Origin of the sequence: Flavobacterium sp. ACN2, assembly GCF_002303885.1 — a bacterium.
Classification (GTDB): Bacteria; Bacteroidota; Bacteroidia; order Flavobacteriales; family Flavobacteriaceae; genus Flavobacterium.
Map to the genome: position 1 here is coordinate 229,907 of NZ_MRCM01000007.1, position 21,458 is coordinate 251,364.

Here is a 21,458-nt window from a genome sequence, read left to right on the forward strand (position 1 = left end):
TTAAAATTTAAGGTTTAAGTACAAATTAAAATTCCTTCCTGGCATTGGTCTATATTCTAAACTTTGATAAAATGTATTCCAAAGATTTAGAACTTGAAATCCTACTTTAAAAGAAGATAAAAATTTAAAATCATAATCAATTCCAATATTTGATACATTGTAGGCATCAACAATTTTATCAGGATCGTTGTCAGATTGTGTATAGACAAAGCCATTATAAAGAAATTGATAATAGGCAGAAATGTTTTTTCTTGAATAAGCAACAGAAGCTGTAACTTTATTAAAAGGAACAAAAAACAACTGTTTTTTAGTTTCAACATTTTCTGATATGGTATAAGCATAAGTTGCATTTGCTGTCAGGTTGTTTTTGCCATAACTTTTCTTCCAACTCAACAATGTTTCTGCTCCATAGCTATTTACTTTGTCTGTATTTTGTGGCATCCAAATACCATTTGTTCCAGGAACCCATCTTAGCAAATCTTTTATTTTCATATAATAAAAGGTCTGAGTTATATTAAAATTTTGAAAAGTAAAAACATTGCCAATTTCTGCCTGATAAGAACTTTCGGGTTTTAAGTCTGGATTTCCGCCTTCTTCCCAATACAAATCATTGAAGGTTGGAATTCTGAAATTTCGTGATGCATTTAATTTCAAATTATATAATTTCCCAAACTGATAAGAAGAACCAACTGAAAATAGGACTGGAGATTGGTAGTTGTCTGTGAATTCTTTTCGAATGCCAAATTCATTTTTCCAATTAGCAGAAGCATCTTGTTTAACAAGCAAAGCTGCAGAACTTATTTCTCTCACATTATCACCAAAACCAGAACCATATCCTTTAGTTCGATTATATTCTAGGATTCCATTGGCTTGTAATGATTTGAATATTTGATACCCCAGATCTGCTTTTGTGATTAAGCTTTCTGTTTTTCCGTACGTATAAATATTACTCGAATTATCGGCATAATATTGATAGTTCTCGAAAATATAGGCAGTTTTTAAATTTGTTGTGAATTTTCCAAAATTACCATCGTATTCTAGTAAATTTCTATTAAAGCCATTAACATATTTACTCTTCATTTCAGATTCAGAAACCAAAGACGTATTTCTATCTGTGTTTGAGGTTTGGGTGTATAGTTTTAGAGTGTTTTTGGCATCAATTTTATAACCAGCATTAGCACTTAAAGTAATAACGTCATATTGGCCATTTTGGTTCCATCGCTGTTCGCCTTTCCAGTTGTACTGATTCAGATATTTATAATCGTTTGTCGAGCTATTTTTAGACAATCCGATTTGAGCACTCCATTTTTTGTTTGAAATAGAAGTTTTATAATTAATCCCAATCGTATTAAAACTACCGTAATCTAGTCTTAAATTATTCTCAAACCGATTAAAAAACAACAGATCGTTATTTAAATGTACGGTTCCTCCAACAGCACCGCTTCCGTAAATCACACTTCCACCACCTGCTTTTACGCTTATCGAATTATAATCAGAACCTGAAATGGTATTAAAATCGGTACTTCCATTCATTTGGGAATTAATGTTAATTCCATTCCAGATTACTGCGGTCTGAGAAGAGGTAGTTCCTCTAAAAGCTACGGTAGATAACATTCCGCGACCGTATTCTTTAAAGTAAATCGTAGAATTAAAGTTTAATAAATCGGTTAGAAGAGCTTCGTTTTTGCCAATAACAGAATCGTTTAATTTTAAAACAGATTGTGAAACTGAATATTTTTTTAAATTTTTGTCTGAAACCAATACTTCTTTAAGGCTGGTAATAGAATCGCTCTGCGCCCAAATAATCTGGCACATCACAAATAAACAAAAAGCAAGAAGTCGTTTTAAAGTCATAATTCCTTCACTCTTTTTCCCGAGAGCTCGATAAATTGTTACAAAGGCAGGTCTCCTGGCTTGCGTCTTGCTGTTTACCTTCCCATCACGCAGGGCGTGACAGTGGTGATGTAGTTACAGCAAGCATTCATTTTTGTGAACTTAGCTTACAGTTGCGGGTACAGCTCAAGAAATTACTTGATTCCCTTTTAATGTGTTTTTGAATTAAAAACACAACCTTAATTTGCTGCAAAGATAAAGTTAAAAATACTGATTATTCAAATTTGTTTTATGTTTCATGAAAAATTATAAATTATTTGCATTAAAAATCGATTTTTATAACTTCTCCGAAATCAACTTTATTATTGAAAGCGTCTTTTAATGGCAGTGAACTCTGATGGCACAAAATACTTCTGATGATTCCGGCGTGAGCCACAATAACAATTGGCTGATTTGTTTTAGAAATTGTTTCAGATAAAAAATTACCGACTCTTTCGTGTAATTCAACAAAAGATTCTCCGTTTGAAACTTTGATATTCACAAAATCTTCCATCCACGGATTGAGCTCCTCAGACGGAATTTCGTTCCAACTTTTCAATTCCCAATCGCCAAAATTCATTTCCTTTAAACGTTCGTCTTCGTGATAAGAAATGGTTTTAATATTTTCTTGAATATGTTTTGCTAAAATGACACAGCGCTTTAACGGACTAGAGAAGATTATTGCCTCCGAAGGAAGTTCAGAAATAATTCTGCCGAAAATTTCATCAAATGGAACTGCAATATCAACATCTGATTGTCCGTAACAGATTCCTTTTTCGCAGATGGTTTCGGTATGGCGAACTAGATAAATTTCCATAAAAATAAAATACTTAAGTAAAATACCACTTCGCAAACTTGTTGTGTAGCGCCAAGACAATCTCCTGTATAACCGTCAATCCATTTCTGAAAATATCGCGCTAAAAAATATCGAGTTATATAAACGGGAATTATAGCCAGAAGAAATTTTAAATCAAAATAAGAAAATACAAGTAACGGAATTAATCCAAAAAAGAAAGAGCCAAAAACTTCTTTCCAAGTATATTGTTTAGCGATTGGTTTGCTTTTGCTAGAAGCATCTTCACGCGAATATTCGTGTGTAAAAATAATACTGATTGCCGCCAGACGACTCAAAGAATGTGCAGAAATGAATAAAAGGAAAATTAGTAAAATGTTATTAGTGAAAAGTAAAATAGATTCTGAAAGCAGTTTGAATTTTAGTAGAAAAAGTAAAACCAATCCGATTGCTCCATAAGCGCCAATAGCGCTGTCTTTCATAATCATTAGGATTTTTTCTTTGGTCCAGCCTCCACCAAAACCATCACAGACATCGGCAAATCCGTCTTCATGAAAAGCTCCAGTAGTTAAGATAGAAGCAATAATTGCCAATATAACAGCAATTTCCGTTGAAAGAAAAAATGAAAAAAGATAAAAAGCCAGAAAGGAAATACTCCCAACAATCCAACCAATAAATGGGAAATATCTTGTGGCTTTATTTAAATAATCTGGATGATGTGTAATGTTTTTTGGACACGGAATTCTGGTGTAAAACATTAAACAGGTGAAGAAAATATGTAGTTCTTTTTTCATTTGATTATAATTGTTTGGCTAAAGCCCTCTTTAGGAGCAAATTTATAACCTCCAGATAAATCTGGAGGCAATTCAAAAATAAAATTTAAAAAAAAAAATGATTTCTATGAATTGCCAACATCTTTAGATGTTGGTTTATTTATAGGTACTAAGATTGGCTTTAGCCAAATTTTCTTGAGATTGCTTACATCCAAAATTGACTATAAATTCTTCACATTTCATTTGATTATGATTATTGTTTGGCTAAAGCCCTCTTTAGGAGCAAATTTATAACCTCCAGATAAATCTGGAGGCAATTCAAAAATAAAATTTTAAAAAAAAAATAATTTCTATGAATTGCCAACATCTTTAGATGTTGGTTTATTTATAGGCACTAAGATTGGCTTTAGCCAAATTTTTCTTAAAGATTGTTTAAATCCAAATTTGATCATAAATTCTTCATATTCTTCTTGAAATGTTTTCTTTTTATGATGCTCTTCTTGATTTTTAATATAATCCCGAACTTTATCTACAATAGATTCTGAAACTGAAACTGCAAAATATTCATCCTGCCATTCAAATTTATCTCTAGTCAATTGATTTTTATTAATCCAATATGAAGATTCACCTTTTAATAGCTGTATTGTTTTCTGAAGAGTCTGATTATTACCTAATGAAATTAAACAATGGCAATGATCAGAATATCCACTAATGAAATGAAGATAAATTTCTTTATTTAATGCATTTTCTTTCATGTGATGCCACACTTTTTGACGAAGATCAGCTGAATTTAAAAAAGGAAATCTGTTTTTGGTACTCCAAACACAATGAATATAAATTTTTGTAAAAGACATGTAATAAATAACTTTAATTAGAAATTCAAAGTTATGAACTTTAAATCTTAAAAGAAAGTTATTTCCTACTTATCCCCGCGCTTTCAAAACTCGCCATTTCATTCAAAAAAGCTTCAGCCGATTTTAAAATAGGAAACGCGACAGCACAGCCTGTTCCTTCTCCCAAACGTAAATCGAGATTTAAAATAGGTTTTGCTTCTAAATAATTTAGCAATTCCGAATGCGCTTTTTCAGCAGAGCAATGGCAAAAAACAGCATTTTGTTTGATGTTCGGATTTATTTTGGAAGCAATTAAATATGCCACAGTACAAATGAAACCATCAACGAGAATTAGCATTTTATGATCAAAAGCAGCGATCATTCCGCCAGCCATTTGAAGAATCTCAAAACCGCCAAAATAGGAAAGTTGCGAGATTAATTCGGCTTGACCAGAATAATTATCTAATGCTTTTTGGAGTAAATTTTGTTTTAGAAGCAGTTTTTCGTTTTCAACTCCAGTTCCTTTTCCGATACATTCTTGAATAGGGAAGCCGGTTAAAAGGCTCATTAAAACAGAAGCGGTTGAAGTGTTTCCAATTCCCATTTCGCCAAAACCAATGCAGTTTGAACCAGATTTTGCAATATTTTCAACAATCGATTTTCCTTTCTCAAAACAGAAATGAACTTCCGATTCGCTCATTGCGGGAACATGGAGAAAAGACTGCGTTCCCTTTGCAATTTTAGCATCGATTAATTTGGCATTAGTTGGAAAATCATAGTTGACGCCTGAATCTACAATAGACAATTCAATATTGTTTTGTTTGCAGAAAGCGTTTATTGCTGCACCGCCATCGAGAAAATTATTGACCATTTGTCTTGTAACATCCTGCGGATAATCACTTACGCCATGATTTGCAATTCCGTGATCTGCTGCAAAAACTACAATATTAGGTTTTAGGATTTTCGGATTTAAAGTTTCAAAAACCTTTGCCATTTGAAAGGCCAGAGATTCTAAAGTGCCTAAAGAACCTACAGGTTTTGTTTTTGAATCTATTTTTTCTTGTAAAAGTGTATTGAAATCAGATTTGTTTTGTATTTCGCTTTCTGATTTCAAATCAAAATCTGGAACATTTATTTGATGAATTTCTTTGATTTCAGTACAGATAGGCGCTTCCGATTTTTGTTTCCAATGCAATTGCTGCAGCATTGGCTGATTGTTGTAATTGGTGACTGGTTTTCCGATGCAGAAATATCCCAGAGGTTCTATATTTTCAGGTAAATCAAGGATTTTTTTAAACTGATAATAATTGAGGATCGAAACCCAGCCCATTCCATAACCTTGTTCTGTCAGCGAAAGCCAAATGTTTTGCGCGGCACAAACCGAGCTGAATTTTACTGCTTCGTTACTGCCAATTGTTCCAATCGTAAACTGATTGAGAACCGAACGGTCGTAAGCAATGACGAGTCCGATGGGTGCTTCTTCGATTGCTTCGAGTTTTAGTGATCTGTAAAGTTCTTTCTGTTCAGGATTATCGGTAAGTTCTTCGGCTTTTTTATTATAGTCTAAAAAAAGTTTTTTAATAGACGTTTTAACCTCGTCTGACTTAATCAGAAAATATCTTGTAGCATCGGTCAATCCGACAGAAGGTGCCCAATGTCCAGCTTGTAAAGCTTTCTCAATTACTTCATCTGGAACTTTATCGGCTGTAAAATGTCGTGTGTCTCGGCGGGATTTTATTATATCGTCTAAATTACTCATAATTTTCAATTTCAAATATCAATATCAATATCAATATCAATTTACTCTTTATGTAAAGGTACTTCACGATATTGGAATTTGAAGTTTAAAAATTCAGAATTTGTTTTATTGATTTTTGAAATTGACATTGAATTTTGCCATTGTTACCCTTTTATTTTAACTGGAATTCCCGAAACCATCAGCACAACTTGATCGGCATTTGCAGCAAGAAATTGATTCATCCAACCCTGAAGTTCAACAAATTTCCTCCCTATGTGAGTTTCTGCATGAACGCCCATTCCGATTTCGTTTGTTACAATAATGATATTGGCATTTTCATGTTTGGCAATGGCAAGAAATTCTTTTTTTGCTTCTTCCAAACTAAGCTCCACATCGTTTTTAGTATCAATAAAAAAATTAGTCAACCAAAGCGTTACACAGTCAATTAAGGCCGTTTTTCCAGAAAAATCAATTTCGCTTAAGTATTTCTCTTTTTCAATATTGGTCCAATGTTCGTCTCTTTCCTGCTGATGACGATCAATTCGGTTTTGAAAATCTGCATCCCACTTTCGAGCAGTTGCTACATATAAAGGAGAGTCGGAAAGTTCTAAAGCTAGTTTCTGAGCATACCCGCTTTTTCCAGAACGCTCGCCGCCAGTTATCAAGTAAATCATTTTTATTAATTATAAGTTATGAGTTTTGTTTAGCAATTTATAAATTTAAATATGAGCTATTCACTCATAACTCATAATTTATATTTCATAACTCCTAATACGGGCAATGTCGGCAGTTGTTTCCGCAGCAAGTTCCTCTTTTTAAATGAAACCAAGCTTTAAAAACGTAATTGCCATTTTCGATATAATAGTCAATTCCTTCAATTAAATTGTCGTTTTTCGGCAATAGCATTGCCTTATTATTAAGAGCCTTTTTTGGAGTTACGGTTTCGACATAAGCATCAATTTTATCTTCGCAGGCTTCCTTAAAGCACACAGGACAAAGGCAATCGCCTCCTTCAGAAAGATTGAAAATGGGTGGGTAATCATTACACCAGCACTTGTTTTCGGGTGAAGTGTCTCCGCATGAAAAAGCGGTTTCACAACTGGAGCAGATTTTTGTTTTTGGTGCATTCATCAAATAAAAGGCTATTTGTTTAAATTTGTACGAATAAAGGTAAACAAAAAAAATAGAAATTAATTTACCTTTGTGGCTACACAAAACATAAAATATGAAATATTTTTTCCATAAATTACCTGTCGTTTTTGTACTACTTATCCTAATCGGGTGTAAAAAAAATGAAGCGCAAGATGTTGTAAAATCTGCTACTGCCAAAGAAAGTATCGAATTTGCTTCTGGACTTTCGATTGTGAAAAACGAAGGCTATTCGATTGTAAATGTGAGTAATCCATGGCCAAATGCTAAGACGAAATTTACTTACATTTTAAAAGAAAAAGACGTACAAATTCCAGATAGTTTAAATAAATATATTGCTATAAAAGTTCCTCTAGAAAGTGTTGTTGTAACTTCAACTACAAATATTCCTTTTTTAGAAATGTTAGAAGTTGAGAATAAATTGGTCGGATTTCCACATACTGATTATATTTCTTCGGAAAAAACAAGAGCGTTAATTGACAAAGGTTCTGTAAAAAACGTTGGACAAAATGAAAAACTGAATATCGAACAATTAATAGAATTATCCCCAGATTTGATTGTTACGTTTGGTGTAGATAACAATAACCCGATGCTGGATAATCTTAAGAAAAGCGGTTTAAATGTTTTGATTCAAGGTGATTGGATGGAACAATCTCCGCTAGGAAAAGCAGAATGGATTAAACTTTACGGCGCTTTATTCGGAAAAGAAGAAAAAGCAAAAGAATTGTTTGATAAAATTGTAGAAAGCTACAATCAGGCGAAAAAATTAGTTAGCGATAAACCAGCAACTTCAAAAGTGCTATACGGTTCTATGTACGAAGATGTTTGGTATGTTGCCAAAGGGAATAGTTGGGTGGCAGAGTTTATGAAAGATGCAAAAGCTAATTATTTATGGGCTGACTTAAAAGGAACAGGAAGCGAAGGTTTGTCTTTTGAAAAAGTTTTGGACAAAGCCAAGGATGCTAATGTTTGGATTGCTTCTGGATCTTTTAAAAGTTTGGATGAATTGCAAAAAGCAAATCCGCATTATACGGAATTTAATGCTTTTAAAAATAAAAGTGTTTATAATTTTGAAGGTAAAATGGGAGCGACAGGCGGAACGGTTTATTACGAATTGGCGCCAAGCCGCCCAGATTTGGTTTTGAAAGACTACATTAAGATCTTTCATCCCGATTTACTGGCGAGCTACGAGTTTACTTTTGCTTCTAAACTGAATTAGTTTTGGTGAGTAAAACACGAAATACCATTTTATTTGTCGTTCTGGCTTTAGGTCTATTATTAATGTTTTTTGCTAGCATTAGTTTAGGATCGGTTACAATTCCGTTGAAAGATGTTTTTGCCAGTTTAACAGGTGGTCATGCTGCAAAATCAACTTGGGAATATATTATCATTAATTATCGTTTGCCAAAAGCGATTACGGCAGTTTTAGTTGGAACGGGACTTTCAATAAGCGGACTTTTAATGCAGACTTTGTTCCGAAATCCGCTTGCTGGACCTTATGTTTTAGGATTAAGTTCTGGTGCAAGCCTTGGTGTGGCTTTTGTCATTTTAGGAGCAGGATTTCTACCTTCTTTTTTAAGTGTAATTGCATTGTCTTCTTACGGAATTGTTTTGGCATCTACTTTAGGAAGTACTTTGGTTCTTTTTTTAGTTTTAGTTGTTTCGCAACGATTACGTGATACAATGGCAATCTTGATTGTGGGTTTAATGTTTGGAAGTTTTACCACAGCAATCGTAAGTGTCCTAACTTATTTTAGTACGGCAGAACAACTTCAGAAATTTACTTTTTGGTCAATGGGAAATCTTGGAAACCTTTCTTGGACAACCATTACAATTTTAACTTTCTGTGTTGGAATTGGATTGGTTTTAAGCGCCAAAAGTATCAAACCATTAAACGCCTTGCTTCTTGGAGAAAATTATGCAAAAAGCATGGGATTGAATTTTAAGCAGGCCAGATTAGTTATCATTTTTGCAACGAGTATTTTGTCTGGAGCGATTACAGCATTTGCAGGACCAATTGCTTTTGTGGGTTTAGCAGTTCCTCATATTGCAAAACTGACTTTTCAGACCAGTAATCATACTATTTTGTTTTGGAGCACTTTATTTTTTGGTTCGATAATAATGCTATTTTGTGATATTGTTTCGCAAATGCCAGGCTTTGATGTCACACTTCCAATAAATGCCGTTACGTCTATAATTGGTGCACCTGTTGTTATTTGGCTTTTAGTTCGAAAAAGAAATTTTTAATACTATTTAGCCACAGATTAAAAGGATTTTGTTTTTAGAAAAAAAACTTAGAACCTCAGCATCTTAGTAACTTAGAATCTTAAAAATGAAAAATATCTTAAAAACATCGGATTTAAACATTGGATACAAATCCAAGAAAGGAGTGACGACTATTGCTGAGAATCTTAATCTTAATCTTGAAGCAGGTAAATTAATCACTTTGATAGGGGCAAACGGAATTGGAAAATCAACTTTACTCCGAACGATTACTGGAATTCAAAAGCCTTTATCGGGAAATGTTTATTTGAACGAAAGAAATATTTCAGACTATCAGCCTTTAGAATTGGCACAAAATCTTAGTTTGGTTTTAACCGAAAAGCTACCGCCAAGTAATCTTTCTGTTTTTGAATTAGTTGCTTTGGGGCGCCAGCCTTATACCAATTGGGTTGATAAATTGTCTAACGAAGATATTCTAAAAGTTCAGGAAGCAATGCAATTGACACAAATCGAACATTTGGCTTCAAAAAAACATTTTCAAATTAGCGACGGACAACTACAGAAAGTCTTAATTGCAAGAGCTCTGGCACAAGATACACCGTTAATCATTTTAGATGAACCCACAACACATCTTGACTTGCTTCATAAAGTTTCTTTATTCAAATTATTGAAAAAATTGACAGAAGAAACCCAAAAATGCATTTTGTTTTCGACACATGATATCGATTTGGCCATTCAATTAAGTGATGAAATGATTATAATGACGCCAGAAAATATAGTGCAAGATCAGCCGTGTAATTTAATTTCAAACGGAAGTTTCAGCAATTTGTTCAAAGATGAAAATATTGTTTTTGATGCTGAAAAAGGGAAGTTTATTGTGAGTTAATATTTCGGCTGTCCTGCAAGGTTTTCAAAACCTTGTAGGTCTCAACTTCAGATCTTAACTAAAAATATAAATACCTACAAGGTTTTGAAAACCTTGCAGGAAATCGAGATTATTTCTTCAGCCCAATCTGTCTCTTCGCTTCACCAACTACAAAAGCAACCGAATTAGCAATATTAAAACTGCGAATAAGCGGTGACATCGGAATCGTTAAATGATTTTCGAATCTCGCCATAAATGCTGCGCTTAAACCAACGCTTTCTTTTCCGAAAACTAACCAGTCACCATCTTGAAATTCGTTTTCTAAATAAGATTTATCAGAATGCGAACTCATTAAAAATACTCGAGAATGATCTGGAATCTGTGAAATCCATTCTTCTACATTTTGATATTCGGTAACATCAAGATGAACCCAATAATCCAATCCCGAACGTTTTAGATTCTTGTCGTTTATTACAAATCCGAAAGGATGAATTAAATGAAGACGACTTTCTGTGCCCACACACAAGCGGCCGATATTTCCAGTATTATTTGGTATTTCTGGTTCTACAAGAACAACGTTTAACATCTTTTTTGAGTTATGAATTATGAGTTATGAGTTTTTTAGAATTATCTAATTGTCACATTGTCTAATTATCTAATTCTCTAATTGAAAATCGGAAACTTCCAAAACTTCACCTGCTTTTAGGTTTTGCAAATATACGTTTCCTATTCGAACGCGAACCAGACGAAGCGTTGGAAAACCAACTGCAGCAGTCATTTTTCGAACCTGACGAAACTTTCCTTCCTTTACAGTAATAGAAGCCCAAGAAGTGGGGCCATGTCGTTCGTCTCTAATTTTTTTGGCTCTTGGTCCAAAATCTGGAATTTCAGTAACGATAAAAGCAGAGCAGGGTTTTGTTTTGTATTTTCCGCCATCAAGACCAATTTCGACACCTTTTTGCAATTGCTCGATAGCTTCGGCAGTAATGACGCCGTCAACTTGAACGTAGTATTCTTTGTCTACTTTTTTGCTTCTTACTTGTTCGCTTACCATTCCATCAGTTGTCAATAAAAGTAGACCTTCAGAATCTTCGTCCAATCTTCCAATTGCCATTGTTCCTTCGGGAAAATCATGCAATTCGCCCAAAAGCTTTTTCTTTCTTTTTAATTCATAAATAAATTGGCTTAGGTAGCCGTAAGGTTTAAAAAGAATGAAGTGTTGGTGCATTTTTAATTTTTTGCAAAGATAGTTCCTTTCTTAAAATTAAAACCGATTACGGCTTTTGAGATTTCATTTTTTTCAGCCATTGGTATATAAACCAAATTACGGTTGCAGCAAAAATGACAATTAAAACAGGATAGTAGTTTTCAAAAAAATTATGAAAATAACTTCCGACTAAAATGTAAACAGAAGCGATGCAAAGTTTGATCAAGATAAACTCGGCATTAGACCAACTGGTTTTGATTTTGAAGAAATTCATAGTGATAAGGTTGTTAAGTTGCTTTTAATAAAGGTAATAAATAAAAAAACGGATGGCAATTATAAAAGAAATGCAATCATAAGTCATAATTTTTTTGGAGTTAGAATTCGTAATATTATCATTTAAATCTAAAAATGATATTGTTATGGAAACGAATAATTTAGGAACAAAAAAGATAAACGGAACGCAAAAGGATATTGATGAATCTAAAGGAAAAAACGTTTCGCACGATAAAGAACTAAAAGATGCCAAATTGAATAAAGAATTGGTGACCGATACCGATGGGGATAAAAAAATTGTGGAAAGAGCCCGAAACGAAAATGAAGATATTAATGAAACGCTTCATCAAGTAAATCCTGATAATGCAAATGCAAATCGTGGAGTGGAAACAGAGGATGAGGCCAAAAAAACGGTTGAGAATAAAGACCGCAATTCTGATATAACACCCAATCGATATCCAAACTCACATCCAGATAATCATAAAGATCGTGGAAATATGAAATTGGATGAAGAGGAATAAGACAATACGAAATTTTAAGCAAAAAGGAGTCAAATTAATGTCAAATAACATAAGATTAGCGGTTCGCGTTAATGTTATTGTAAACTCTTTTTAAAGCTTCGGTATCGGCTGAGATCTTCGTAAATTAGAGGTATCAATTTAAAAACATATTTAAAATGGCACTTTTAGAAAATAAAGTAGCTTTTGTATCTGGCGGAGGATCAGGAATCGGACGCGCGGTAGCAGAAGCCTACGCTCGAGAAGGAGCAAAAGTAGTAGTATCGGATATAAATGTAGAACACGGTGAAGAAACCGTAAATAATATAAAAGAAAAGGGTGGAGAAGCTTTTTTCGTAAAAGGAGACTCGTCGAGTGCAGCTGATAATAAACATATGGTTGAGGTGACAGTTTCTAAATATGGTCGTCTGGATATCGCGTGTAATAATGCAGGTATGGGAGGACCAGCCAAACCAACAGGAGAATATGATCCGGAGGCTTGGGATAAGGTAATAGGATTAAATTTAAATGGTGTTTTTTATGCCTGTCGTTACCAATTAGAACAAATGGAGAAAAATGGAGGAGGAAGCATCGTTAATATCGCTTCAATTCACGGGCAAGTTGCGGCTCCGCTTAGTCCAGCTTACACCGCTTCTAAACATGCCGTGGTTGGATTAACAAAGAATATAGCACTAGAATATGCACAAAAAAATATTCGATGCAATGCTGTTGGACCAGGTTATATTGAAACAGCTCTTTTAAAAGACAATTTAAATAAAGAAATGATGCAGGCCGTTGCGGCAAAATCTGCAATGAATCGTTTAGGAACAGCAGAAGAAATTGCCGAATTGGTAACTTTTTTAAGTTCTGAAAAATCTTCTTTCACAACAGGAAGTTATATTATAGCCGATGGTGGTTATACAGCTGTCTAATTATTTTTTAGAGTAAATAACAAGACAATTGAAAAAAGCAGTAAGCGAAAGTTTACTGCTTTTTTTGTTTAAAATAAGCTGAATTTGTAGGAAATACGGGCGTTTGTGAGGTTTTTTGATGTAACTGATGTTTTGAATAATGTTTTGTGTTAGGTGTTTTTTATTGATTTTATTTTATTATCTTTAAGATTGTGTTAAGTTTTATTGAATTATATTGATAAATGACCAAACATTAAGTTTATGGTTTTGTAACATTAGCTTAATTTTAAAGACAATAAATTTGAACTCTAAAAACTCTATTCTTTAACGTATGAAAAACAATTACTCTTTTCGTCATGTAATGACTTTTTTAAGTTTTTTCTACTGTCTGGTGCTAAGTGCACAGACAATGCCAGATAAACGTTCAATACCTTACACGCAAAATTTTGAGGAATTAGTAGCCGGAACTACTACTGCATACCCTGTTGGTTTTCAGGGATGGACAGTTACCGGGCAACCAGGAGCCAATTTTAAAACTATTGCGCCTGTAGCCAATGCAGTTTTGGCAGCTGTTGCATCTAATTTGCCAGCGTCTGCTGCATCTGGAACGGGGAATGTTTATAATTATGATGGTAAACTAGGCTTTTTAAACACTGGAAGTGTTGATTATACTATTGGTTTTGCCTTTTCAACTTCTGGAGTAACAAATGTGAGGGTTAAATATGATGCAATGACTATTCGTAATCCATATGGGCTTCCTGGAAATCCAGTTTCAAGCCGAATAAATGAAATGGTATTGCAATATCGTATTGGAACAACTGGAGAGTTTACATCTTTGTTAGGGACAGTTTATACTAATAATACAGTTTTGCAAACTGGAAATACTACCGAACCGCAAAATCTTCAGACTATAAAAGTAACTTTACCAGCAGCATGTAATAATCAGGAGGAAATTCAAATTAGATGGATTTCAAGACAAATTTCAGGTGCGGGTTCTCGTCCATCTTTTGCAATTGATAATATAGATATTGAAAAAGATCTTTTTGCTCCAGTTAATATTACAGGCTATCCAAAGGCAACTAATGTTTTAGGTGATAGTTTCGATTTTATTGATAAAATAGATGAAATCGGAAAGACATATTATGTACTATTGCCTGGTGGCAGTACAGAACCAACAGTTGCACAAATAAAAGCAGGACAGGATTCAAACGGAACCGCAGCACTGCAATCTGGGGTTTTTGATATAACAAATCCAGCTCAGGAATATGTAAAAAGTTTTACGGGATTAAATTTAAATACTGCTTATAGTGTTTTCTCTATTTCTGAGGATCCTTATGATAATTTACAAAATTCAGTTAGTAAAACAGATGTTACAACACTCAGTGTGATGCCTCCTGCGATTTCTCCATCTGTTGCTGTATTGAATTTAGGAGGTACTGAACCAAATTTTGATCCTTTAACAAAAAGCTACCAAATAGGAGCTTCTGATCTTACTGCGAATGTAGTAGTTACTGCATCAGGAAGTTTTACTATTTCAAAAGATAATACGACATTCTCAACATCTTTATCATTTGTTCCTACTGATTTTGATTCTAATGCGACACCAACGGTTTATGTAAAATTCACTCCAACTTCTGTTGGCAGTTTCACTGGTTCTATAACTCATGAAACAACAGGCGGTACAACTAAAACAGTTAATTTGACTGCTTTTGGAGTAAATCCTTATGTACAAAATTTTGACGATCCAAATGTTTTTGTAAACAGTAAATGGTCACAATACAATGAAGCAGGACCTATAAACCAATGGACTCACACTACACAATCTCGAAATGTTAATTCTGGAACTGGAGCGGTTTTAATGAATGGATATTCAGACAGTGGAGCAAGTAAAGATTGGTTAATTTCTCCAAGATTACGTTTAGATGGCTTTACTCAAATTCCGTTATTATCTTTTTATTCTCGTCAATTTTATGATGGACCATCTTTAAAATTAATGGTTTCAACCAATTATGATGGAGTTAGCGACCCAAACACAGCAATTTGGATACCACTAAATGGTAAATTTCCGGAAACTACAGGAAGTTATGCAAAATCTGAGTTTATAAATTTAGCCGCTTATAAAACAGATCATACGTATTTGGCTTGGGTTTACGAAACTACTTCTGGCGGACTTGATAATGCTGCAGAATGGTCTTTTGATGACTTTGCTATTATGGACGAATCGAAATATGTAGATTCTAACCCGCGTTTAGATTTTGCAGATGTAAGCCCGAATTCAGTTTCTGCTAGTCAGTCTTTTGTTTTTAATGCGGCAGGTTATGGTGATATTACTATTGCTGCTCCAGCTTCGTATGAATTATCGGGAGATAATATCTCATTTGCGTCAAGCATTATTGTTTCTTCTGCAGATGCCTTAATAGGAAAAACAGTTTATGCGAGATTTGCACCAACAACAAAAGAACCAACTATTTCTGGTGTTTTAACTATTACAGGAACCTCTCTAAATAAAGAAATTGGTTCATTTACGGGATCTTCTATATTAAAGGAAGATACTTATGATGTGGTGTCTTATAATTTAGAGTTTTTTGGAACTGATGTTAAAGATAAAACGGGTAAAGAATTTGGACCAACAAATGATGCGTTGCAAATAGAAAACGTGGCTAAAGTAATGAACAAATTAAATGCTGACGTTTATGTAGTTCAAGAAGTTTCAGATGAACCGGCACTAGATGTTTTAATTCAAAAAATTAGTGTTAACGGAAAAACATTCGATAAAACAATTTCAACTTCTTGGTCTTACTCATTCCAAGCTTTAGATCCGTATTTTCCACCTCAAAAATTGGTTGTAATTTACAATACGCAAACGACTACTGTAAAAAGCACAAAAGTTTTGTTCAAAGATTTATACGATCAAGTTCGTTTTAACACGGTAGTTTTACCAGGTTATCCAGGAACAGATACTCCAGAAAAAAACGATGATAGTTTTTTCTCATCAGGACGTCTTCCTTATTTGGTTCAGGTTGAAGCTAATGTTGGCGGAGTTAAAAAAGAAATTAACTTGATTGATCTTCACGCACGTGCAAACAGCGGAACTGATATTTCAAAATACAATCAGCGTAAGTATGATATTGACTATCTAAAAGATGCATTAGATGCTGAATATCCAGATGCAAATTTAATTCTTTTAGGAGATTTTAATGACGATGTAAAAGCGTGGGTTGGAAATGCAAATACAGCTTCGTCTTATAAGAAATTTGTAGATGATACTACTAATTACAATGCATTAACATTAGGTATTAGTCAGGCTGGAGCATATAGTTTCTTAAGTTCGCAAGGATTTTTAGATCATATCTTAATTTCAAACGAATTGAATGAAGATTATATCGCCAACTCAATTGCAGTTTACGATCCAAGAAATGATATCGCAAATTATACGACAACAACTTCAGATCACGGACCAGTAATTGCTCGTTTCGAATTGAAAAAAGACGTGCTTTCTACACCTGATTTTGGGAAAAATAAATATTTCGTAAAAGCATATCCAAATCCTGCAACAGATGTTTTGAATTTTGATATCAAAACAACTTTAGGGAGAGATTTGAAAATTAGATTATACGATTTTAATGGTCATGCGATTGGAAATCCAATTAGCGTTAAAAATGAATCTGAAGTTAGTACAGCAGTTGTTGCAGTTGGTAATCTAGTTTCTGGAGTTTATTTCTACACAGTTACAGAAAATAATAAAGTAATTTTCAAAGATAAAATCATCAAGAAATAATTGATTTTCAAGAAAAGAAAAAAGCTGTCTCAAAGGGACAGCTTTTTTTGTTGAACGAAAGATTCTTTCTCTCTAAAACCCCAGCGGGGTAAAATATTTATAGAGCTAAAACAACACAAATAAAAAAAGCTCCGGAGGAGTGACATGTTTTTTCTGCAACATAAACATGTCACTCCTCCGGAGCTTTCTGTTGTAAACATTTATACTTTACTATAAATATTTCGCTTCTCCGAAGCTTACAAAAAAAGCTGTCCTTTTGAGACAGCTTGCTTTTTATGCAAATATTTTTCTGATTTCATTTAAATCAATTTGATCTCGATCGGTAAAAGAAAAGAAATAATCCAATTGCCATTTTTGAGTTTTTTGTGCTTGTTTGCTCGTAGTTTCATCCCAAGGCGGGTAAACTCTTGTCGCTCTAATTCCTTCTTTATTTTGGGTAGAAAAAATACCTTTTTCAAGTAGCGTTTTCTTCGGAAAAATAAATTGACCCCAATTCTGATCTTTTCGAACATTGACAATTACAAAATCAATAGCATCAGAATAATCAAAAGGTTCTATCGTTCCAGTTTGATTTCGTTTCCATAGAGTAACAAACTGACCTGTTTTGGTTGGAGTTATTTTGGCCTCGCGATAACAAATGTTTTTATTGTTTAGCAGAAAACGATAGGCGCTGTATTCGTCGCTTTCGCTTTCTTTTTCAACAGAAGTTATTAATAATTCAGCCTTATCATAAACGATTTCTTTGCTTAATGATAAATCAGCAGGAGCTGTAGTAAAATTCATAAAATTCAATTCTCAAGTATTCTTGAAATTTACTGCAAATTTGTTTTAGAAAGAAACATTCAAACCAAAATTTAATCCCCATTGGAATTGGTTGAAAGACTGACTGTTTAACGGATTGATATAATAATTCATAGCAGGCTCAACAAAAACATTGGTTTTTTTATACACACGATATTGAACCGTACTACTCAAAGTAGAACCATAAACATAATCATTCGCATTCATGTTTTCTCCTATAGAATGTCCATCCAAATTCACACTATTAGAAATTAATTTGCCCACAAAACCACCTGTATTTAAATTAATGCTGGCTTTATTTTTATTAAAAATAGAATAAGAAACCTCAAGAGGCATTTCTACATATCTTAAATTTTGATCCAATTTACCTGTTTGTACATTTTCACTTTTTAGAGCTTCTTTTGTACTATTTGAAATCAAAAGATAATCTTGTGCTGGTGCGTTAGACGAAGCGACTGGATAACTATCAGGAGCAAAAAAAGCATTGCTTTTGGCAGATAGATAAGAGACATTGGCAACACTTTGTCCTAATTCGCTAATTTTTAAACCAGAACCAACAGCCCATTTTTTGTTAATGCTGTATTTTGTTTTTACACCATAAGAATTAGATTGTTTAGAATCGTTTACGTTACCCAATGTTTTTTCGTTCTTGGTGTTCTCAGAACTTGCAACACCAGCAAAAACGGCAACGGCCCATCTTTCTTTTTTATTGATAAGATTGTCTTTTTTCTCTTTTTCTTCTTTTTCCTTTTCTGGAGTTAAGATTCCTTTTTCTAAATTCTGAAGTTCAGCCAACTGCATAGAATCGGTTTTGCTCAAACTGTTGGTGATTTTTACATCGTCTTTTATAATAACTGCTTTGTCATTGCGTTTATTCTCATTTTTACTAGAAACCGCATTATTTGAATTATATGCATTGCTGTTTGTAAAAGAGTTATTATTTGCAGAATAGCGCTGATTATTGAAAGCAAGATTTTTATTGTTTTTTGGAGCAATCTGTTCTTCAAAAATCGAATTGGAAAGCTGTTTTTTTGCTGTCGAATTAAATTTGTTTTGTTTGCCAAATGCAACTCTTTCTTCAGAAATTCCTTTATTAGAAGATTTTGCATTGTTTTCTAAAATAGATTTTTTAGAAGATTCCAAAATAGATTTATTTTCTGTTAAACCTGAGTTTTGATAGGCAACAGATTGGTTCGGAGTATTTGCTGGAACTCCTGTACTAGATTTTTTAGAAGATTTTGCAATTGCTTTTTCTTCTGATGAACTCGAGTTTTGATAAGCCACAGATTGATTCGGAACATTAGCAGGAGTTGGTGCAATGTGTTTAGAATCTTTTTTAGTGGTTTCGTTTTTAGAATTTGTTTCCGCTACAGAAGTTTCTTGAACTGGAATTCCTGATTCTGTATTGAATTGATTTTTTCTTGTCGAATTGTGGTCTAAAGAATCTGCTGTTTTGCCAAGATTTTTATTTTGATCTAAATTTCTGTTGTTAGAATTATCGTTTGTTTTTTTATCCAAAACAACAGTATTGTTGCTGTTTTCTAAACCGCCATTGTTGATTTTTATATTTTCAGGCGAAGCAGTAAAATGTAATATTGAAGGCAGAAGCAACCCTAATAATAAGCATGCAGCAGCCGACCACCAAAGAACAACTCGCTTCTTCTTTTTAGGTTTGTCTAGTTTTTCTTCAATCTGACTCCATAACTCTGGAGGTGGAACACTCGAAAAGTCTTCCATTGATGAAAAAATATCTTCTATTTTTTGCTTCTTCATGCTGTTTTAAAATTTTTTATGCTCAAAATTCGCTTTTGTAATATATGCTTGGCGCGATTTAAATTTGATTTTGATGTCCCTTCGGAGATTTTTAAGAGTTCGGCGATTTCTCTGTGTTTCATTTTTTCAAATACATACAAGTTAAAAACCGTCCGATATTGATCTGGTAAATCCCGAATGTATTCCAGCAGTTTTTCCTGTTCTATCGGAATAGCTTCCAGTTCCTCTTCTTCAACAAAATCGGTATCGGGATCAAAAACATCCAAAAAGAAACTCTCTTTTTTCTTTTTGTTTAAAGTCTCGATAAGCTTGTTTATAAAAATCCGTTTCAACCAGCCTTCAAAACTTCCTTCAAATTTATATTGGCTTATTTTCTGAAACGCAATTACAAAGGCCTCCTGAAAAACATCTTTCGCGTCATCTTCGTTCTTCATATATTTCAAACAGATACCATACAAAACAGGAGAGAACAACTGATAAATTTTCAGTTGTCCCTCCCTGTCATTTTTCATGCACAGTTTGATATATTTTTCTAACTCGTCTTTCAAGAAATGGTTCAAATTTGATTTTGCAAAAATAGTTTTAAATAGCTTACAAAACTATCTTTTAAAAATAGTTCGAGTACCGTCTTGACTGTTGCTTACAATTGTTAGGTTTTGATTGTCAAGGTTTTCTATTACGTAAGTTTTGCCTTCAAACGTAATTAGATCATGTTCCGACTGGTCAAAATACCCTTTTCCTTTCTCTATCTGATAAGCGCTGTTTCTTATCTCCACATTGTCTTTATAAGTAATAACCCTTCCATCTTGAGTAAAGATGATTTTTTTGTTAAACCCAATTGATTTTGGGGTCGCCACATAAGGATTGTTAGAACCTCCTATAGATTTTTCCCAAATCCAAGTATTTATTATTGATCCTGCCGCTTCTTCTCTAGAAGCATTTACAGAAATCATTGATGTAAAAAGAAAACAGACAATAAAAGATAAAAAGAGTTTCTTCATGATTGTATTATTTTAAGCTTGTAATTTTTTCTTGAATCGTTTTTTTGAAAATTTTTATTTCGGCACTTTGGTCTGCAGTGTCGTTGTTGTCAATATAAACCTTAGTAAGGCTTGCTCCTTGACGCAATTCAAAATAAATTCCGCCTTGATCTCCAGCATCAGGAGTACCATATGTTTTAGTTTGTCCTTTTAAAGCCAAAATCTCTGCAGGAACATCTTTTAATAATAGAGTATATTCGCCTCTTTTGATGGTTGGAGTATATCTGTATTGCCCAAAATCATATTGTTTTGCTCCAACATTTAAGAATTTTAAAGTGTTGTAATCATTAATCTGATAGAATTTTTGACAGTCTGAGCTTAAACATTGGTTATTGAAGCTTCCAATAATAATATTATCTGCATTTTCTGTAGTTTTATTGAAGATCATTCCTTTTGATGTTTTCGGAATCAAAACAAAATCAGTTGGGTATGTAGGAGCTTGAGTTACGTTTTCGCCCACAGCAGGAGTTCTTTCATAATAGTTTACCACGATTTCACAATTGTTTTCTACAATAGAGCTAATTACAATTTCGTAACCGCTTGTAGGTTTAGCACCGGCAAAAATTCCAACTAAATATTCTTTTGTAAAATCAATATTTGGGTCACTTGCAACAGGACAGCTGTTCGCATGTTTTGTGAAATACTCATTCATTTTTTCTTGAGATCCCACAACAATTGCCGCTGGATTATTTTGTAATGTTTTTTCAGTATAATTACAAGAGAAAGGAAAACCAGTAAAATTTACAACTGTATTTGTACCGCAATCTACATAGTTATTTCCGTCATTGAGAGAACAGGCGCTGAATCCGAAGGCTACAAATAAGCCAAGCATTAATTTTTTCATAATTATTTTAATAGGTTTATATTTTAGTAGATAGGGGTTTCAAAAAAAGGTTGCGTTGAGGTGAATTTTTTTTTTGAAATAAAATGTT

General features: G+C 33.5%; 21 protein-coding genes and 1 riboswitch. Of the genes, 6 read left to right on the top strand and 15 right to left on the bottom strand.

The annotated features are described in order from the left end of the window. The 7 genes from BSF41_RS10950 to BSF41_RS10980 form a co-directional block, all read right to left on the bottom strand. On the bottom strand, positions 1–1,854 hold the full coding sequence (locus BSF41_RS10950) for a TonB-dependent siderophore receptor (RefSeq protein ID WP_095929575.1): 1,854 nt from the start codon (positions 1,852–1,854) through the stop codon (positions 1–3). 27 nt (positions 1,855–1,881) lie between these two features. Next, positions 1,882–2,090: riboswitch (cobalamin riboswitch) on the bottom strand. A 65-nt stretch (positions 2,091–2,155) separates the two neighbouring features. After that, complete coding sequence (gene cobC / locus BSF41_RS10955; RefSeq protein ID WP_095929521.1) at positions 2,156–2,689, bottom strand: alpha-ribazole phosphatase; 534 nt, start codon at positions 2,687–2,689, stop codon at positions 2,156–2,158. Continuing rightward, positions 2,674–3,459, bottom strand: coding sequence for an adenosylcobinamide-GDP ribazoletransferase (locus BSF41_RS10960; protein ID WP_095929522.1), 786 nt, complete (start codon positions 3,457–3,459; stop codon positions 2,674–2,676). Before BSF41_RS10960 ends, cobC begins: the two co-directional genes overlap by 16 nt. A gap of 329 nt (positions 3,460–3,788) precedes the next feature. Continuing rightward, positions 3,789–4,292: an IS200/IS605 family transposase gene (gene tnpA, locus BSF41_RS10965; RefSeq protein ID WP_253251807.1), complete on the bottom strand. Its 504-nt coding sequence runs from the start codon at positions 4,290–4,292 to the stop codon at positions 3,789–3,791. Positions 4,293–4,350: 58 nt separating this feature from the next. After that, positions 4,351–6,030 carry a nicotinate-nucleotide--dimethylbenzimidazole phosphoribosyltransferase gene (cobT, locus tag BSF41_RS10970; RefSeq protein WP_095929523.1) on the bottom strand — a complete coding sequence of 560 codons (1,680 nt, stop codon included), beginning with the start codon at positions 6,028–6,030 and terminating at the stop codon, positions 4,351–4,353. A 143-nt stretch (positions 6,031–6,173) separates the two neighbouring features. Continuing rightward, positions 6,174–6,683 carry a bifunctional adenosylcobinamide kinase/adenosylcobinamide-phosphate guanylyltransferase gene (gene cobU, locus BSF41_RS10975; protein WP_095929524.1) on the bottom strand — a complete coding sequence of 170 codons (510 nt, stop codon included), beginning with the start codon at positions 6,681–6,683 and terminating at the stop codon, positions 6,174–6,176. Between the two features lie 94 nt (positions 6,684–6,777). Then, on the bottom strand, positions 6,778–7,140 hold the full coding sequence (locus BSF41_RS10980) for a DUF5522 domain-containing protein (RefSeq protein ID WP_095929525.1): 363 nt from the start codon (positions 7,138–7,140) through the stop codon (positions 6,778–6,780). A 94-nt stretch (positions 7,141–7,234) separates the two neighbouring features. Here BSF41_RS10980 and BSF41_RS10985 point away from each other — a divergent pair, with 94 nt between their 5' ends. From BSF41_RS10985 to BSF41_RS10995, 3 genes are all read left to right on the top strand, one after another. After that, positions 7,235–8,377: an ABC transporter substrate-binding protein gene (locus tag BSF41_RS10985; protein WP_095929526.1), complete on the top strand. Its 1,143-nt coding sequence runs from the start codon at positions 7,235–7,237 to the stop codon at positions 8,375–8,377. 2 nt (positions 8,378–8,379) lie between these two features. Next, positions 8,380–9,405 (top strand): iron ABC transporter permease, encoded by a 1,026-nt coding sequence (locus tag BSF41_RS10990; protein ID WP_095929527.1) that lies wholly within the window; start codon positions 8,380–8,382, stop codon positions 9,403–9,405. 85 nt (positions 9,406–9,490) lie between these two features. Then, positions 9,491–10,267, top strand: a complete 777-nt coding sequence (locus BSF41_RS10995) for an ABC transporter ATP-binding protein (protein WP_095929528.1) — start codon at positions 9,491–9,493, stop codon at positions 10,265–10,267. A gap of 109 nt (positions 10,268–10,376) precedes the next feature. On the opposite strand, the gene BSF41_RS11000 is transcribed toward BSF41_RS10995, so the two are convergent. The 3 genes from BSF41_RS11000 to BSF41_RS11010 all read right to left on the bottom strand — a co-directional run bounded on the left by BSF41_RS11000 (position 10,377) and on the right by BSF41_RS11010 (position 11,727). Beyond that, positions 10,377–10,832 (bottom strand): tRNA (cytidine(34)-2'-O)-methyltransferase, encoded by a 456-nt coding sequence (locus BSF41_RS11000; RefSeq protein ID WP_095929529.1) that lies wholly within the window; start codon positions 10,830–10,832, stop codon positions 10,377–10,379. Positions 10,833–10,901: 69 nt separating this feature from the next. Continuing rightward, complete coding sequence (locus BSF41_RS11005; protein ID WP_095929530.1) at positions 10,902–11,474, bottom strand: pseudouridine synthase; 573 nt, start codon at positions 11,472–11,474, stop codon at positions 10,902–10,904. A gap of 46 nt (positions 11,475–11,520) precedes the next feature. Continuing rightward, positions 11,521–11,727, bottom strand: coding sequence for a hypothetical protein (locus BSF41_RS11010; RefSeq protein ID WP_095929531.1), 207 nt, complete (start codon positions 11,725–11,727; stop codon positions 11,521–11,523). Positions 11,728–11,872: 145 nt separating this feature from the next. Here BSF41_RS11010 and BSF41_RS11015 point away from each other — a divergent pair, with 145 nt between their 5' ends. The 3 genes from BSF41_RS11015 to BSF41_RS11025 all read left to right on the top strand — a co-directional run bounded on the left by BSF41_RS11015 (position 11,873) and on the right by BSF41_RS11025 (position 16,912). After that, entirely contained in the window at positions 11,873–12,247 is a 375-nt protein-coding gene (locus tag BSF41_RS11015; RefSeq protein WP_095929532.1) for a hypothetical protein, read from the top strand. 155 nt (positions 12,248–12,402) lie between these two features. Then, entirely contained in the window at positions 12,403–13,155 is a 753-nt protein-coding gene (locus tag BSF41_RS11020; protein WP_095929533.1) for an SDR family NAD(P)-dependent oxidoreductase, read from the top strand. 310 nt (positions 13,156–13,465) lie between these two features. After that, positions 13,466–16,912 carry a T9SS type A sorting domain-containing protein gene (locus BSF41_RS11025; RefSeq protein WP_095929534.1) on the top strand — a complete coding sequence of 1,149 codons (3,447 nt, stop codon included), beginning with the start codon at positions 13,466–13,468 and terminating at the stop codon, positions 16,910–16,912. A 273-nt stretch (positions 16,913–17,185) separates the two neighbouring features. Here BSF41_RS11025 and BSF41_RS11030 read toward each other — a convergent pair whose 3' ends face one another. From BSF41_RS11030 to BSF41_RS11050, 5 genes are all read right to left on the bottom strand, one after another. After that, the gene (locus tag BSF41_RS11030) at positions 17,186–17,695 is read right to left on the bottom strand and encodes a MepB family protein (RefSeq protein ID WP_095929535.1); all 510 of its coding nucleotides are present in this window, start codon (positions 17,693–17,695) and stop codon (positions 17,186–17,188) included. A gap of 45 nt (positions 17,696–17,740) precedes the next feature. Next, on the bottom strand, positions 17,741–19,486 hold the full coding sequence (locus BSF41_RS11035) for a hypothetical protein (protein ID WP_095929536.1): 1,746 nt from the start codon (positions 19,484–19,486) through the stop codon (positions 17,741–17,743). After that, positions 19,483–19,998: an RNA polymerase sigma factor gene (locus BSF41_RS11040; RefSeq protein ID WP_235831011.1), complete on the bottom strand. Its 516-nt coding sequence runs from the start codon at positions 19,996–19,998 to the stop codon at positions 19,483–19,485. Before BSF41_RS11040 ends, BSF41_RS11035 begins: the two co-directional genes overlap by 4 nt. An 87-nt stretch (positions 19,999–20,085) precedes the next feature. Then, the gene (locus BSF41_RS11045) at positions 20,086–20,487 is read right to left on the bottom strand and encodes a hypothetical protein (protein WP_095929538.1); all 402 of its coding nucleotides are present in this window, start codon (positions 20,485–20,487) and stop codon (positions 20,086–20,088) included. 7 nt (positions 20,488–20,494) lie between these two features. Beyond that, positions 20,495–21,370, bottom strand: coding sequence for a protease complex subunit PrcB family protein (locus BSF41_RS11050; RefSeq protein ID WP_095929539.1), 876 nt, complete (start codon positions 21,368–21,370; stop codon positions 20,495–20,497). Between the last annotated feature and the right edge of the window lie 88 nt (positions 21,371–21,458).